This is a genomic window from Vibrio sp. St2 (genome assembly GCF_947311885.1).
GTDB lineage: Bacteria > Pseudomonadota > Gammaproteobacteria > Enterobacterales > Vibrionaceae > Vibrio > Vibrio coralliilyticus.
This window is the reverse complement of the sequence record NZ_CAMZNA010000002.1, coordinates 462571-478195: the sequence shown is the minus strand read 5'-3', so window position 1 is coordinate 478195 and position 15625 is coordinate 462571. Positions and strand designations below refer to the sequence as shown.

The following is a 15625-nucleotide window of genomic DNA, read 5'->3' as shown; positions in this document are numbered from 1 at the left end:
AATTGTCTAAGTCCGATTATGATAGCCGACAATTGTCGGCTATTTTTTTAAGCACTTTTCCCCTGAGTATTTAAAAAAATAAAATAAGGAAAACCCTATGTATTTTCGTGCCCTTGTCCTTAGTGGCTGCGTTGCACTAGCAGGCTGCCAATCTCCTGAAGTAATCCAACAAGTTCAAACTGCACAAGCTGAGCAAGTAGACTCAATCTCTGCGTTGCAGGCTGTGACGATGAAGTTGCCAAGTAGCACCATCGTAGAAATTACCCCTAAGTCTCAGACGTTAAAGTACCAAGACATCAACAGCCCTGTTGCGATGTTTGAATTACCTGCAGACCGTGGTGAGTACTCAATCACCATCACTAGTATGATTGGGGACACGGCGTTTGTTCCTAGAGCGATAATTGTCGACAAAAATGGTCGTGAGCTAGAAAACTACGGAAGCGAAAAATTTGAATATACTAAGCCTCGCCTGAATCTTGGTAACCGCTTAGTTGCAGAAGTTGATTTCTTTCCACCAACTCATACTGAGTCTGTTTACCTGATTGTCTACACCGATAAGAGTGAACTGGGCAAAGCGACCATGGTTGCCCACCCAGCAAGATTAGATGCAGAGGGGCGCGGAAACTATCTACCAGAAGTAAAAGATATTGCCATTCCAAACTCTGAGTACGGCAAAGTGGAAGTTTCAATTGATCGCTTAGGCTTCTTCAAGCAGTTGGGCTCTTCAAGCTCAGCAGAGACCAACACCAAACCAGCAATGGCAAAGAGTGTTGAAGTTGTACAGCCTGAAACTCAAAAATACTACCATCAGGCGATTACCGCTGCGGTTGAGTCGAATGACTTAAACAAGGCAATCAGTCTGTTGGAAGAAGCGAAGGCACTTAATGTTGAAGGTGCACAGGAAATCTTCGTAAAAGCAGTGAACGCTAAAAAGTAAAAATAACCAACACTAAAAAGCCGCTGCCAGATTCATCTGGCAGCGGCTTTTTGATCGCGATGGATTAAACTTTAAAATATTTTAGTTGGTCTGTGAGGTGTTCAGCTGTGTTAGCCATCAGTTGACTGTCTTCAGCTAATGAATGAGAAGCCTGAAGTACCTCATTGGCGGCTAAATGAATACCAGACACATTTTCGTTCATTTCTGTGGCCACAGTACTTTGTTGTTCCGAAGCAGCAGCAATCTGTGCCACCATATCGTTGGCATTCTGCATCTCTGACACTATTACATCGAGCTGCTCGCGAGTTTTGTTCGATGCCGAGACACTTTCGTCAACTTTTTCATTGCTGCTTTGCATTGCCGTAAAGGTTCTGCCAGCTTGTTCAATGAGCTTTTCAATTGTCACTTGGACTTCGTTGGTGGAATTCTGTGTTCGGCTAGCCAAATTACGCACTTCATCAGCGACTACCGCAAAACCACGGCCTTGTTCACCTGCACGGGCTGCTTCAATGGCGGCATTTAAGGCGAGTAAGTTTGTTTGTTCAGAAACGTCTCTAATCACACCGACCACATTGCTGATTTCGTTGACGCCAGTTTGGAGATCCGTCACCAAATCATGAGCCGTAGAAATATTGCGAGACACCTCCGCAATCGTATTTGAAGTGGTTTGCATAGTTTGATCATTGCGATGAGCGTGTTCGACCACTTTGTTAGTACTTACTGCGGTGTTCTCTGCGTTGGTTGCAACATCTGAAATCGTCGCACTCATTTCAGTCATTGCTGTCGACAAAAGCTCTAACTGTGCATGTTGAGAATTTACGCTGGTTGCGGCCTCTTCACTGGCTTGAGCAATATTACATGCCATAGCACTGGACTGTTCTGCAGACTGGTGCGCAGTGCGTAAAGTATCCTGAAGCTTGCTCAGCATTTTGTCGATTTGCTGGCTCATTTCGCCCAGCTCATCTTTCCTCGACATATTCATACGTACACGAAGATCGCCATCCGCGATCTTGTGGGTGTTATCGATCAATCGGTGCAATGGTGTGATGATGTTGTTTGAAATTGTGTAGCCCATGGCGAGCAAGATGGCTGACAGGATAGAAGCAACAAACGCCTCCTTTAAGGCAAGTGCATAAAATGCCTCTTGAATATCAGCTACTAGTAGACCTGAACCGATAATCCAGCCCCACTCAGGGAAAAGTTGAACGTAGGAAATCTTATCTTTAAGCTCGCCTTGCGGGCTCTTCCACTGATAGTCAAGGAACCCTTTCTGCGCGCTTGTTTGAGAAATAGCGACCATTTCTCGCCAGTGAAATTTACCAGCACCGTCTTTAAAGTTCTCGGCATTTTGCCCGTTGAGTGCTGGTTTAATCGGATGCATGACCACCTGCATCTTCTGGTCGAGAATCCAAAAATAGTTGGACTCGTCATAACGCAGCGCTTTAATCGCATCCAATGCTTGCTGCTTTGCAGCTTCCTCCCCAAGAGTTTGTCTCTGATCGTAATAGTGCTGAACCAAACTCACGGTCGCTTCCACTTGAGCACTGAGTTTGTCTTCTCGTTCATTCAGGGAGCTTGTCCGTTGTTGGATCAAATTATAGGTACACGCCATCGCAATAAAAATTATTGCCAAGGCAACAATGGTCGCCAGTTTATATTTGACGGTGAGATCGCTGAGTTTCATCGTTAAGCCATTCTTATAGTTTATGTTTTGATTTTGAAGGTGAGTAGAAAGGCTATTCAATGTTCCAAAGTTGAAAATTGATTTCTGTCATGAATATTTTGTATTCATATTGTTACATATTTATATAGTGCGCTGGCTCAAAAGTGAGACACTTGATATTTGTTTACTTTGGTGTATCGGTTCACATATTTGGATATATCGCTGTTGTGAATGCAATTAAGCTGTTTCAATTAGTTATCAAATTTGGTGTTTGGGCATATTCCTACCACAATCTATTAATAAACTTGTTGATTAGGTCGTGCATATCTCCTAATGGAATGGTGTATGGAAAGTTTATGATGAATGAATTTAAGATGCATAGGGACGAAAAGAAATGAGAAATCTGGGTTTTAAAAAGTTATTGCTCATGTCCATTATTGCACTGGTGGTTGTATCAGTGTCTGTTTCAAGTTACGTAGCTTATGTGAAGCAGGAAGAGACACTTGTGGAGTTAATTACCGCTTCAAACCAGAGCTATGTGAAAGGGCAAGCGCAGAAAATTGCCGACCAGCTTGGAGAGAAAGTTGGTGGTTTAGAGAAACTGGGTAAGCAATTTGAAAATAAGGAAATCACAGGTACATCTGATGATTTTATTGAGCTCACTCATATCATCGCTAATGCAACCAATCTAAATAGCTCCGTTGTTGCGTTTACTAATGGCGATGCCTATTGGAACCAAGATGCCGCTACTTGGCCCAACCACAAATTTGAGGGTGATGTCACCACCCGAGGATGGTATCAGGCAGGTCGACAGAGCTCGACAGCATCGATTACTGAACCTTATCAAGGTAGCGGAGGCGGTGAGTACTGGGTATCAATAGTACGTAAGACCTTAAGTGGTATGATTTCCGTCGATATGCAGCTGGGTTTTCTTAATGAGATTGCTAAGAGCGCCAATAGTATCCCAGGAGCGGTTGCTGTTATCTTGAATAGCGATACGACAATTTTGGCTTCTTCAATGGATAATGTTGAGGCAGGCAACAAGACTGACAAATATCCTTGGCTCAACACGGTAGCCAACAAAGCTATTGGTCAGACGGATGTGGTTTATGATGGCCACCAAGATGATATTGAAAAACTGTTCTTTTCCCATGAAATCAATATCGCAGGTAAAAAGTGGTATTTTGTCGTCGGTCTGGACAAAGACATTGCATTTGCAGACCTGGCTTCCGCTAAGCAAGCTGCCATCCTGACCGCGGTGATTGCTACCATCATCAGTATTGTTGTCGCGCTGTTTGTCATGCAAATCCTTTATCGACCAATTCTGGTACTCAAAGAAACCATTGCTGGTTTGAGTGAAGGTAATGGTGATTTAACCCAGCGTATCACGGTCACGACCAATGACGACTTAGGTCAGATTTCAGAAGGTGTGAATAAGTTCATTGCCAGCTTACAATCAATGATGTTGGAGATTAGTGAAGCAACCAATCAACTCAATGGTAACGTAGACCGTATGCGGGATCAGAGTCAGCGTAACTCGTCTATTCTTCAAAGCCATGTTCAGGAAACGGAACAGGTGGTAACAGCTATAGAAGAAATGAACTCAACCGCAGAAGCGATGGCGACGGATGCCGCGAATACCGCTCAGCTCACTCACAAAGCGAACGAAGCGGGCTCAGCATCAAAAGTGACGGTGACGCAGGCACAGACTAACGTGCAGGATTTAGTAGATGATGTCAGTGTTGCATCTGAAAACGTGAATAAGATGGCTGCAGAGACCGATGGTATTAATACCATTTTGGGTGTCATTGGTGATATCGCAGAGCAGACCAACTTACTTGCACTGAATGCGGCGATTGAGGCGGCTCGTGCAGGCGAACAAGGCCGTGGTTTTGCGGTGGTTGCAGATGAAGTACGTAAACTGGCGAGTCGCACTAAAGACAGTACGGAAGAAATTGAGTCGGCGTTGGCCAGCCTCCTACGAGGCAGTCAGTCGGTGGTAGATTCAATGGATTCGACCAAAGACAAATGTGGCCAAACAGCCGAAGGTGCAGGTGAAGTTGCTGAAAGTCTCGACGTGATGACGGACTTCGTCACGGAGATTAATGACCTAAGCACGCAAATCGCTACAGCAGCGGAAGAGCAGAGTAGTGTGACCCAAGAGTTGAGTCGTAATATGAGTGCAATTAACGATATTGTTGGTGAGTTGGACAGCAACGGCCAGCAAGCTTTGGAAGATGCACACAGTATTGCGGACATTAATGCGCATTTATCGAGTATCGTGAATCGATTTAAGCTGTCTTAAATAATGTTGTTTAATCAAGAGCCTTGCTAGTCGCGAGGCTCTTTTTTTGGAAGCCTTTGCCATCCTAACAATGGGAAAACCGTTACCTAAACCATTTTCCTTCCTCACCAGTTCATCCACTTAACATAGTCCTATGACTCAGAGGCTATATGCAGAGCTAGCGGCGCTCATCACGTTATCTAAAAGTCCAAATAAAAATAAAAAATAGTCACTATTTACCTTTTTTATTTATCTTGTTGATAGGATTCTCACCGTTCTGTGCCATACGAGGTCCAGACGCTTCTGTCGTCGTAGGAGTGATGATTTATCGAAGTGAGGTTGCGTTATCGGGAAGAATAATGGCGGTCTCAATCCATTTCTGGAGCAGACTATGGCAGAGTTTTTTTGGGGATTTGGCGGTGGCTGTGTTGCCATGTATTTCTTGTTCGTTAAAGGGATGATCCAGGAGTTAAACCGCCTGACCCGACTTGCGTACGGCCTACCATCTAAAAAATAAACAGAGCCTGTTTTTGACAGGCTCGTTACATCTAGAACTAATAGGTTAACGTTGGATCAATGCACTGGAAAATCTGTCCGGTGCTACTGGCATCGTTTAACAACTGTTCGGCTAATCGAGCCACTTCTTCTCGGTAGATAAGGCCATGAACCTCACATGCCTGAGATAGCTCCCCCTTGCCTGTCTGTTCACCATTTTTTAAGCCACCCGGTCGTAAGATGGTGTAATCCAGCTGGCTGGTGGTTAGCCAAGCCTCTGCGAGTGACTTTTCTCGCACTGCAGCCCCGAAACCTTGCTTTGAACGCTCAGACAAGTATTGCCACGAATCACCACATCCAAGTGAAGTCACTAACAGGAATCGACGCAGACCATGTGCTTCCATAGCATTGATCAAGTGACGATGACCAATGTAGTCAACAGGCACATCTGCGCGATAACTGCCCATTGAAGAGACAGACAGTGCACCCTGAGGTAATTGGCGTACGACACTGTCGACTTGTTCTTGAATGGTGGCGTCGCAACGATAAGTCTTGATGCCCAGTTGAGCAAGGCGAGGGTTTTTCTCTGGATTGCGGGCGATGCCAATCACTTGGTAATCTTGAGAGTGGAAATGTTCAGCCATCGCTGCCCCCAGCCCACTTGCGGCGCCCCAAATAACGATCGTTTGCATCTGTACCTTACCTGATAATGAAAATTAATCGCATTATACAGTTTTCCGTACCTTAGACGATAGGTGAGTTCAAAAATAGAAGTAAAGTCACCATTGACCCGTCTATAGGTGAAGGCTTTAACCTTCCATTTTGTCCATTGAATGGAGGTTACTATGTTGTCCAGTCTTACCCATTCCTCAGGTCGGTTGCAGTCACTGCGAAACCGATTCTCATTGTTACCTAACACTTGGAAAGGAGTCCTGCTCGCACTCATCTCGACGGCGACTTTCACGGTTGTGGGGGTGATTGTTCGGATTTTGAGCGACTCTATGGAGGTATTTCAGATCCTGCTGTTTCGCCAATTGGTGTTCGTCGCGCTGCTCACCCCCGCAATCTGTAGCAATATTCAGGTATTGCTAAAGCCCAAAAGACTCAAATTGCATACATTCCGTATTCTTGGCGCATTCACCGCTTTGTATCTTGGGTTTGTTACCGTAAGCAACATTCCTCTGGCAGACGCAACAGCATTAGGCTTTACCCAAGTGTTGTTTGTTGCTTGTATTTCGAGGTTGTTCTTGGCTGAGAGTATTTCGGCATCACGCCTGTTTACGATTATGGTCGGGTTTATCGGCGTGATGCTGGTGGTACAGCCGAGTTTTGAACAAGGATCATTACTCTATGTCGGGCTAGGTTTAGTCGGCGCGTTAGGGGCTGCTGTCGCGGTGGTGTGTGTTCGTAAAGTGGCCCAAGTCGAACCCAAGATCACTTTGCTGGCCTATCAGGCTATTTTTGTTGGCTTGATGGCATTGATCCCTAGCTTACTTAACTGGCAATGGCCTTCGGCTTCTGAATTCGGGTTACTGATTTGTGTCGGTGTGTTGTCATCCTTTGCGCAATGGATCGGGATTACCGCCTACAAATATGGTGAGGCGAATGTGATTGCCAATGTGGAATACGCAAAAATCCTATACTCGCTGCTGCTTGGCTACTGGCTATTTGCTGAAATGCCAAACTGGATGGCTATCGTTGGCGCCATGACCATCATAGCCAGTGCTATCTTACCTATGCTATATAAAAACAAAACGATTTCATAAGGTTGCTTATGTTGACTGTCACTCAATTAGCCAAGGCGTGTAATGTCTCGAGAACCACAGTGCTGTACTACGAGCGTGTTGGTTTGCTGATGCCTGCCACACGCTCAGACAATGGCTACCGTTGGTATGGAGAGAAAGAGCGTCGGCGTTTAGAAAGCATCATGTCTTACCGATCATTTGGTTTGCCGGTTCAGGAAATTGAGCCTTTGTTGGACCGCAGTGATGAGCATAAACAAGAGCAGACGTTGCGCGATCAGTTTACTGCCTTGGAACGCGAGATCCAGACATTGCGCCAGCAACAAAAAGCGATTTTAGCTCTCCTAGAGCAGCCGATTTTGTTTGACCAGAACTTGCTGACCAAAGAGCGCTGGGTCAACGTGCTTAGAAGTTCTGGCATGACGGAAGAAGATATGGCTAACTGGCATAAACAATTTGAACGAATGGAGCCTGATGCTCATCAAGAGTTCCTTGAATCGTTACAGATTGACGCAGATGAGATTGCAGAAATACGTTCTATGGCACGTGCCTAGGAGGAAGGTTGGACAAGAAATTTGAACCATGTTCAGAAGCGGATTTGATTAATCGGGCCATCGAGGTTATTCGCGCTAAGTCATCAACCGTGAATACATTGTGTCCATTTCCCGTCACGATTAACTTTCACCCTGATCGAATGACCAAAGAGGGGAAGCCTATATTGTCCGCGATGGCGAAAGATGGCGTGCTCAAGTCTCAGTTTCAAACAGGCACCAGTAATGGTGGTTTGACCGCATTCCATGGTGGTGACCGTTGGAAGTGGGAGCAGCGTGTTTTTGAAGGCGTGTACGATCAGAGCAGCGATCATCTGCGCCCGAAATATGGCGCACTTCATTTTATCGAAAGCGTCGCTGGTGGTGCTCCCCGTTTTGGCTCTTCGTACTTCAGGCTGAAACCCCATGTTTTAGAACGCACCACTTTTTGTTATCCAGACAGTTTCTATGAGCCTGAAGATTTTGCTACCGCTGAGCAAGTCTCAGCCCTGATTGCATTAGCAGAGGGTGACATCCTGGACGAGTTGGATCGCTATGTTGAAGCACATATCCATGGTGAAATCCGCATTGATAGAGACGTTGATGCCCTTGTACTCGACCCAGTATACCAAGGGACAAGCATAGAAAATCTGGCGAATGAGTTACCTTGTAAAATCGAGTGGCATGAAGGCTATCGAGCAGAGGTGGATGTTTTTTCTGCTTTTCCGGAATACCGTGGTGAGGAATTTATTGAGTTGGCTAAGCAGATTGCCGTAAATAATTTGATCACGCCTGATGTGCTGGCTCATGCTATCTACCAGCAAGGGTTTGACGAGCAAAATGTGAAAAAGGTGTGGCACTATCTTGCTCGTTTTGGCTATGGCGAAAGAGGCTCAGTTTAATCCGTTCTGCTTAAAGGCATCGGTGTAAGCTTTATCTTCACGCATAATATGCTGGCTTAACCAGTTTTTGAGAAAACTCATCAGCTCTTCACCTATGTCTTCTCCGCGCTCAACACGTTTTTGAAACGCCAACACTTCATCGACGAGTTGAGCGTGTTTATCAATATGTTCCTGTGTCTGCTCATAGCCAATCTGAGCAAACAGAGTTTCTTCATATTTAAAGTGGTTAGCCGTGTAATCGATCAAACCTTGTACGACGCGTTTGATCGAAGAAAGACCATAGTTGTGTTTGAGTAAGTAATACAGTTCATTAATCAAATGCAGCAAGGTTTGATGTTGGCGGTTAATTTCATCCAGCCCGATATCGAGCTGCTCATTCCACTCCATCAGCTTGTCGCGTTTTGACTCTTCCTGCTGAATCTGAGTCTGATTGGTTTCGAATCGGTGCAGCAGTGAATCAATTTCTCCCGACAAGTTTCGTACTGTGATACTGGCTCGTAATGTTTCACGTGTTGACTGGACATTATTGTCAGATTCTTGCGTGATTTGCTGCAAACAGTTGTCGAGGTCATGTGTTTGCCTCAATTGCGTTTCTGATGAACGGGCTATCTGCTGGCCGTAAGAGCGGACTTCTTCAATTTGCAGATTTAGCGCCTTAAATGACTGTTCAGCAGTTGAAGCTAACGCTAACGATTTATCCATGCTGGTTTTGTTCTCCTTCATGGTTTCAAGCACGTCATCGGTCTTTGCTTGTAGGTTGTTGATCTTATCACGGATCTCTTCTGTTGCTTCCTGTGTTCGCATTGCCAGAGTACGGACTTCATCAGCAACGACAGCAAAACCTCGCCCTTGCTCACCAGCACGTGCACTTTCAATGGCTGCGTTTAATGCCAGTAAGTTGGTTTGGTCTGCGATGCTGCTTATGGTTTCCATTACCTGGCTGATTTGAGTGGTTTCTTCCATGAGCGACTGGAAGTGTTCATTGGAGTTTTCAATATGTTGGTTAGCACTGTTGAGTGCTTCCTCCAGCGCTACCATGTCGCGTGAACCCTGATCTGCTTTGAGTTTGGCTTCGTTCGCCAAATTCGCTGTTGATTCACAATGTTCAGAGACTTGCTGAGTGATGTCAGACAACTGATTGATGATGGTTTTAGCGCTGTCGACATCTTGCTTTTGACCAATGGCACCAGCTTGCGATATTTCTGAGTCTTTCTGCACGGTATCTGCAACGTCCAGCAGCCTTGCTGTTGATTTACCAAGGGCATGAACGGTACGCGAGATATCTTCTCCGATGCGATTAACTGTCCGAGATAATGATCGCGCTTCGGGATCTTGTAGTGGAATACGTACCGTTAGATCCCCCTCTGAGAGCTGCCTAGCCGCATTTCGGACTTGGTTTAGCATCTGGCTTAAGGCATAAAACATAGCCAGCATCAGGCAATGATATAGCACGAGTGCTAATAGCCCGATCCACGCTTGTGCAAACATTAGATAGAGGGCTGCAGGTGAAACCAGAATGGAGAAAACGATTATCCACTGGATGGGATTAAACTGACTGAATTTTTCGGCAAGACTGTCAAACATGCACCAACTCCTTGGTGGTATATTCAATGTTCTACCTAATAAATTTAGGCCAAAGATCCAGATATCCCTACTTATAGGCGAGTATTTCCATATTTTCTGTCGATACAGCCTGAAATTCTCAGGCTGTATCATGGTGTTTTAGTTCTGAACGATGATTTCTGGCTCTATATCATCGTGCTTATTGAGCTGATGCATCGTTAACACTGCGCCTATCATAGTGACTGCCGCCAGCATGAAGCCATATTGAGTGATTCCGTAATGGCTTAGTAAGGCAATTGCTGTGTAGCTGACGCTCTGTATCATGGTCGCAAACATCTGCAATCCACCATCGGCTCGACCTCTCTGCTGCACCCTAATTGTGTGGTGCATCCAATTGGTTCGGGCAATGCGATTGAGAGCGTTAAATGAACCGAAAAACAGAGTGAATATCAATAAGTATGCTGGGTGAGCAGAGAAACTCATGCCAATCAGCATTACGGACGCTATAGCCATCGAGTAGAGCATGGTGGACTGGTGAGATGCCAGATTGAGTAATCTGGCGACAAACAAACCTGTCATCAATGATCCTAAACCAAAGGCGATGTTGTAGCCTGCATACCAGTCTCCCGAGATTCCTGCTTCAGAAAACCAGATCGGCACCAGCTTGCTGAGGAAGGTCAGAATCGGATAGCTCAGTGCTGAGAGCAGCAAGAATGCGTAAAAGCGAGGCTGAGCGGTGAATATATCCTTACTCTCTTTCATTTGGCCAATAAAGGATGTGGTTTTGCTCTGACGCAATTTCTGACGATATGGCGTCACTAGATAGCTTAATGTCGATAAACCAGATGCTGCGGAGGCAAACGCCGCAAATTCGAGCATGCCCCAGATTTGCAGTAAGACAACGCCCAACGCACCAGCACCCAACGTAGTACCCTGTAGAATAATTTCCTGTTTGCCTGAAATCGCCGCGTACTCATGTGGGTCATAGTTTTCCTGTGTAAAAGCGTTGTTTGCAGTCCAAGCAAGGTTGCTTGAAACCCAGAAGACTAATTGTGCCATAGCCAGCAACCAGTTTGATTCAATGCCTAGTCCGTAGGCCAACATGACGATGGCAGCTGTCGATGATTGTAAAATCTGAACCAGTACTAGCAGCGATTTTCTTGAATGCCTGTCGATGAGAGTGGAAAACAAAGGGGTCAGGAAAAAAGAAATTGCTGTACACGCTAAGGCGACCATAGCCACAAAAGGGCCCATGCCTGGCGTTTCCAGCATGACCCAAGGTAAAGCCATCATAAATAAACCGGAAGAAATTCCATCAAAGAAACGGCCACTCAAGTAGGGCATGGTTCTGTTTTTCATAATTAATTGCATTGTTATTCTCCACTGCAAGCCAACTTGGTGTTACTCTAAAACCTCAAGTTAACTTAAGGTAAAGCGCTTTTTTGTGTTTATTTAACTGAAATAGCCAGAAAGGAGGGAGAGGTATATGGAAATGACTGTCGGAGAGGTCGCAAAGCGTGCTGGGGTAAAAGTCTCTGCGTTGCACTTTTACGAGCAGAAGGGGCTTATCTTCAGTTGGCGGAATCAAGGCAATCAACGTCGCTATCACCGCAGTGTGCTACGTCGAATCGCTGTAATCAAAGCGGCGCAGGAAGTCGGACTGACATTGGAAGAGATTGCCCATTCTCTGTCTCATTTACCTAAACATCAAGCACCCAATCGTCAGCAATGGGAGCGCATGGCATCAGGTTGGCATGATTTGCTGGATCATCGAATTCAACAGCTTAAAGCATTACAGGATGACCTTGGAGGCTGCATAGGCTGTGGTTGTTTATCGATGGAATCTTGTGCCATTTATAACCCACAGGACATCCGAGCTGAAACATTCAAAGGGAAAACAATGCTCACTAATCCCGAAGAATGGTCAGCCGAGGGACAGAGCGAAAGTCAATAATAGCGGTAAGGTTAGAATACTGAAGAAGTTGCCAAACAGTACCATGGATGCCACACGATTCGGCTCGATGTTAAATCGTTCTGCAAACATATAATTCATGACGGCGGGCGGTAGCATAGTAAACAGCACCATCATTTGTAACTGCATGGCTGGTAGAGGGATAAAGGTATAAATTACCCAGAAAGCAGACGCACCCGTTGCCAGAGATTGAAGAGTGCAGAAAATCCCCACTCTAAGCCCGCTCAATCGCATATTACACATCTGCGCGCCCAATGAGAGTAGCATCACTGGCACCGCCGCCTGTCCAAGCAACGCCGTCGCTTCATAAAGTGGATCCCATACGCCGATCCCGCTCAAGTTAAGCACCATGGCGGCAAATGCAGCGAGAAAGACCGGCATACGAATGACTTGCTTAAAAGGGTTTCCTTCACTGAGCAACGCGAGTCCAAGACTCACGTGGATACAGGCTGAAACAACGAACAATAGCACTGCGGACGCTAAGGCTGTATCACCGAAGGTATAGGTAAAGAGTGGAATCGCCAGATTACCACTGTTGCGGAACATGTGAGGGGGAGCCCATGCTTTATAACGCAGGCCTGCAAGTTTACAGATGGGGATCATTAAAACCCCCGGCAAGAGTACCGCGATTAATGAAGCGCTGAGCAACGGTACTTGTTCGGTGTCCAACGGCATTGAGACTAATGACGAAAACACTAATGCTGGCGTAAACGCATCCATATTGATGCGATTGATTGGGCGAAAGTCAGGTTTGAGCCAGCGTCCAACAGAAAAACCGACTAAAACCAACGCGAAGACCGGGAATAGAATCCCGATAACTTGCTCCAACATATTCGTCCTTGAATCCGATTGAGTACTTTAAGCAAAGTACCTGATAAATGGATAATTTAACGCGATGAGATTAACAAAAGCTTTGCTGCGTTAAGAAGCTTTGTTTCTGAGTGCGTATGTCGGATGAGATTCAATGCCTGAGCGAAGAGTTGCTCAGGCATTGAGGACTAATTATACAGAAGGGTTTAGGATTGCCTGAGTGCGCTCAAATACATCAAGGCCTTGTTGTTTCAGCCAGTATGGAAGATCAATCAAGACCCAGTTTTCAGATAGTTTGTCACCGTCACGGTAATACACGTCAACCACCTGCATGTCAGCACGGATTTCACCACCTGTCATTCCAAGGAAGCCTCCAATTGGCGTATTGGAAAGATTTGGCCAACCGAAGAAGCAAGAGAAGTTACCTTCTGCGAATCGACAAACGTGGCCGTTGAACTTCTTGTCCTTCAAGTTATTGCGGAATGGTAACTGGTGCTGTTGTTGGTAACGCGGAATTGTGTAAGAAGCGCCGATACCACACGGACCATACCAAATCATGTCTTTTGACCAACTCTTTTCGAGAACTTCTGGTGGGCAACCCATAGCGCCGCTATCGTTCAGTGAAGACAGGTCATCGACCATTTTGTTAACCAAGTCGAGTGTTGCTTGGCCTTCTTCCGGTTGGGCATCTTCAAATAGCAGGCCGTCATGATTACGTGGCCCTGGATAAACAAAATGCTGACCAGTTGAAGGAGGAAGTGGGTAACAGCCAGCTTGATCCATCGCGCCAAGCAGATCGAGGAACAAACCTGTTTTTGTGATCTTACCGTTTTCTACGCAGTTAAACTCAGCGTAGCGAACGTTCATGATCTTCCCTGTTGGGCGCATCCCGAGATACTCTGCATCGAATAGGCCCATAAAGTGCCCCATGCTCATTACCCAAATTTCATCAGGATTGATTTCGTTGTTACCGCCAATAAAAATATCCTGACGGCGCTGCATGCGTGTCATTGATTTCATCAACGGCGCCCAGAAAACCTCGGCGACAGCTTGAGCGCCTTCTTGCTCGCGGAAAGGGTAGACTCCGCGCCACAAGTAATCTTCTGAGGTATGTGCTTTTAGTACTTCTGCAACATTCTCATGAGTCGCGTTTTCCATTGCGTTGAAATAATCACGCACGATGCGTTTTGCTTCTTGATATTTAGCCATAATTTGCTCTCTTGATACGTCGAGCCAGATGTTGGAACAGGACTCGAAAAGTTTTTGGAACCGGCCTGCCCAGTGTTCAGGCCGGAAAATCTGATTCAGTTATGCTTGAGCGGCTTCCGCTCGTTTCTTCTTGTCGAATAAGCCACCTTTCAAGGTTTCTGGCAGTGATAGCCAGAGCAAGCCTGCGACAATCCATACAATCGGTGAGCCCCACATAGCAGTTTGTAGGTCGGTACGTTCCTGAATAAAGATCAATACCATTGGCGCCCACATACCGATGATTCGACCACCATGGAACAGAGCTGCGCCATAGCTGCGAAGGTGTGCAGGGAATAGCTCAGAGAAATAGCCACCCCATACTGCTGATGAAGATAAGCCGAAGTTGTAAATTAAACCGAGGATAGCCAGCATGTTCAGGCTCCCGATCATGACGTCACTCGGCGCAATAAAGAATACAGATGCCATCACGCCTGCGAGGATGAATCCGAATGCGTTAACCTTTCGTCCATATTTGTCGGCGATTGCTCCCCAAACCCAGGCTCCAAATAGAGACCCAAAAGCAGAAATGGAGAAGATGACTCCGATAGTGGCTCCATCAAACTGACGAACTTCTTTCAGGTAAGTGGTTACGAAGCCGCTGAAGAATTGGAAACCATAGAAATTAAGGCCCGCCAACAAAATGCAACTGATGGTCAAGGTTCGATAGGGTCTGCTGAGCATTTCACCCCAAGAACCTTGTTTAGCTGGAGTGGATGTGCCTGATTCAGAAACCTGCTCCTCTTCACCATAGGCGATGACCTTTTTGTCACTCGGTAGAACAAAAATCATCGCTAGTGCGGCGACTAATGGAGGAATACCGCCGACCCACATCAAGCTTTCCCATGGAGCATCAATGCTGGAAATGAACGCTGCATAAGCCCCCATTACCATCAGAGCGACTGAGAACATCGATGAAGCAAATGCCGTTAGCTTACCTCGGACCGTTGGGGTAAATAGGCCAATCATTAAGCTGACTGCCACCGTGAAGTAGCCACCCAACGATAATCCAATAATGAATCGCATCGCTGCCCAGGTTGTATAGTCGGTAAACATCATATTGATGATGGTGGCACCGCCGTTTAGAGCTGTGATGGTAATCAAAGTTGATTTTTTACCAAACTTGGTCGCAAACCCGGCACAGCTCAACGCCCCGATCAGCGCGCCTACTGACTGCCAGGTGTAGAATTGAGCAGTATCAGACAGGCTAATGCCGTCATAGGCTTCAACAATATATGGGCGTACGTAGTCAATAATTACAAAGTTATAACAATAGAAAAAGTATCCGACTAGTATCGCTAGATAGGCGGTGACCCTTTGAATTATAGGAACTTCGCTCATGTGTTTTTTCGAATTCATGACCGATAAACCTCTATTTTACTCGGTTCTTTAGTTTTGTAAGTCAGAATTAAAACGATCGTTCTCGGATCTGACCACTCTGTATTTCGCTGTGGATCATAGTTTTTTTGCTGTGATTGGATC

General features: G+C 45.9%; 14 protein-coding genes. 7 read left to right on the top strand and 7 right to left on the bottom strand.

Going from position 1 to position 15625, the window contains the following annotated elements:
* Positions 1-97: 97 nt before the first annotated feature.
* A complete protein-coding gene (locus tag QMA41_RS08630; protein ID WP_019275957.1) occupies positions 98-937 on the top strand; it encodes a MalM family protein in 840 nt (279 codons plus the stop codon).
* 64 nt (positions 938-1001) lie between these two features.
* Here the strand turns inward: QMA41_RS08630 and QMA41_RS08625 are convergent, their stop codons facing one another.
* Positions 1002-2621: a methyl-accepting chemotaxis protein gene (locus QMA41_RS08625; RefSeq protein ID WP_006961438.1), complete on the bottom strand. Its 1620-nt coding sequence runs from the start codon at positions 2619-2621 to the stop codon at positions 1002-1004.
* A gap of 373 nt (positions 2622-2994) precedes the next feature.
* Between QMA41_RS08625 and QMA41_RS08620 the strand changes: the two genes are divergently transcribed.
* Both QMA41_RS08620 and QMA41_RS08615 read left to right on the top strand, forming a co-directional pair.
* On the top strand, positions 2995-4905 hold the full coding sequence (locus QMA41_RS08620) for a methyl-accepting chemotaxis protein (RefSeq protein WP_040121879.1): 1911 nt from the start codon (positions 2995-2997) through the stop codon (positions 4903-4905).
* 370 nt (positions 4906-5275) lie between these two features.
* A complete protein-coding gene (locus QMA41_RS08615; RefSeq protein ID WP_257001158.1) occupies positions 5276-5401 on the top strand; it encodes a hypothetical protein in 126 nt (41 codons plus the stop codon).
* A gap of 37 nt (positions 5402-5438) precedes the next feature.
* Here QMA41_RS08615 and QMA41_RS08610 read toward each other — a convergent pair whose 3' ends face one another.
* Positions 5439-6071 (bottom strand): SDR family NAD(P)-dependent oxidoreductase, encoded by a 633-nt coding sequence (locus QMA41_RS08610; RefSeq protein WP_281629389.1) that lies wholly within the window; start codon positions 6069-6071, stop codon positions 5439-5441.
* 153 nt (positions 6072-6224) lie between these two features.
* On the opposite strand from QMA41_RS08610, the gene QMA41_RS08605 reads away from it, so the two are divergent.
* From QMA41_RS08605 to QMA41_RS08595, 3 genes are read left to right on the top strand one after another with little or no spacing between them, the layout of a single operon-like run.
* Positions 6225-7145, top strand: a complete 921-nt coding sequence (locus tag QMA41_RS08605; protein WP_281629388.1) for a DMT family transporter — start codon at positions 6225-6227, stop codon at positions 7143-7145.
* Positions 7146-7153: 8 nt separating this feature from the next.
* Positions 7154-7675, top strand: a complete 522-nt coding sequence (locus QMA41_RS08600; RefSeq protein WP_040121876.1) for a MerR family transcriptional regulator — start codon at positions 7154-7156, stop codon at positions 7673-7675.
* An 8-nt stretch (positions 7676-7683) separates the two neighbouring features.
* On the top strand, positions 7684-8553 hold the full coding sequence (locus QMA41_RS08595) for a DUF3626 domain-containing protein (protein ID WP_281629387.1): 870 nt from the start codon (positions 7684-7686) through the stop codon (positions 8551-8553).
* Here the strand turns inward: QMA41_RS08595 and QMA41_RS08590 are convergent.
* Both QMA41_RS08590 and QMA41_RS08585 read right to left on the bottom strand, forming a co-directional pair.
* Positions 8545-10137, bottom strand: a complete 1593-nt coding sequence (locus tag QMA41_RS08590) for a bacteriohemerythrin (protein WP_043009976.1) — start codon at positions 10135-10137, stop codon at positions 8545-8547. The genes QMA41_RS08595 and QMA41_RS08590 overlap by 9 nt on opposite strands.
* A 138-nt stretch (positions 10138-10275) precedes the next feature.
* Positions 10276-11487, bottom strand: coding sequence for an MFS transporter (locus QMA41_RS08585; protein WP_281629386.1), 1212 nt, complete (start codon positions 11485-11487; stop codon positions 10276-10278).
* Between the two features lie 115 nt (positions 11488-11602).
* On the opposite strand from QMA41_RS08585, the gene soxR reads away from it, so the two are divergent.
* A complete protein-coding gene (gene soxR / locus QMA41_RS08580) occupies positions 11603-12070 on the top strand; it encodes a redox-sensitive transcriptional activator SoxR (RefSeq protein WP_021455811.1) in 468 nt (155 codons plus the stop codon).
* Here the strand turns inward: soxR and QMA41_RS08575 are convergent.
* From QMA41_RS08575 to QMA41_RS08565, 3 genes are all read right to left on the bottom strand, one after another.
* Positions 12041-12919, bottom strand: coding sequence for an AEC family transporter (locus QMA41_RS08575; protein WP_281629385.1), 879 nt, complete (start codon positions 12917-12919; stop codon positions 12041-12043). The two genes, soxR and QMA41_RS08575, sit on opposite strands and share 30 nt — an antisense overlap.
* A gap of 171 nt (positions 12920-13090) precedes the next feature.
* Positions 13091-14107 (bottom strand): nuclear transport factor 2 family protein, encoded by a 1017-nt coding sequence (locus QMA41_RS08570; RefSeq protein ID WP_281629384.1) that lies wholly within the window; start codon positions 14105-14107, stop codon positions 13091-13093.
* 99 nt (positions 14108-14206) lie between these two features.
* Positions 14207-15502 (bottom strand): MFS transporter, encoded by a 1296-nt coding sequence (locus QMA41_RS08565; protein ID WP_281629383.1) that lies wholly within the window; start codon positions 15500-15502, stop codon positions 14207-14209.
* Positions 15503-15625 lie beyond the last annotated feature (123 nt).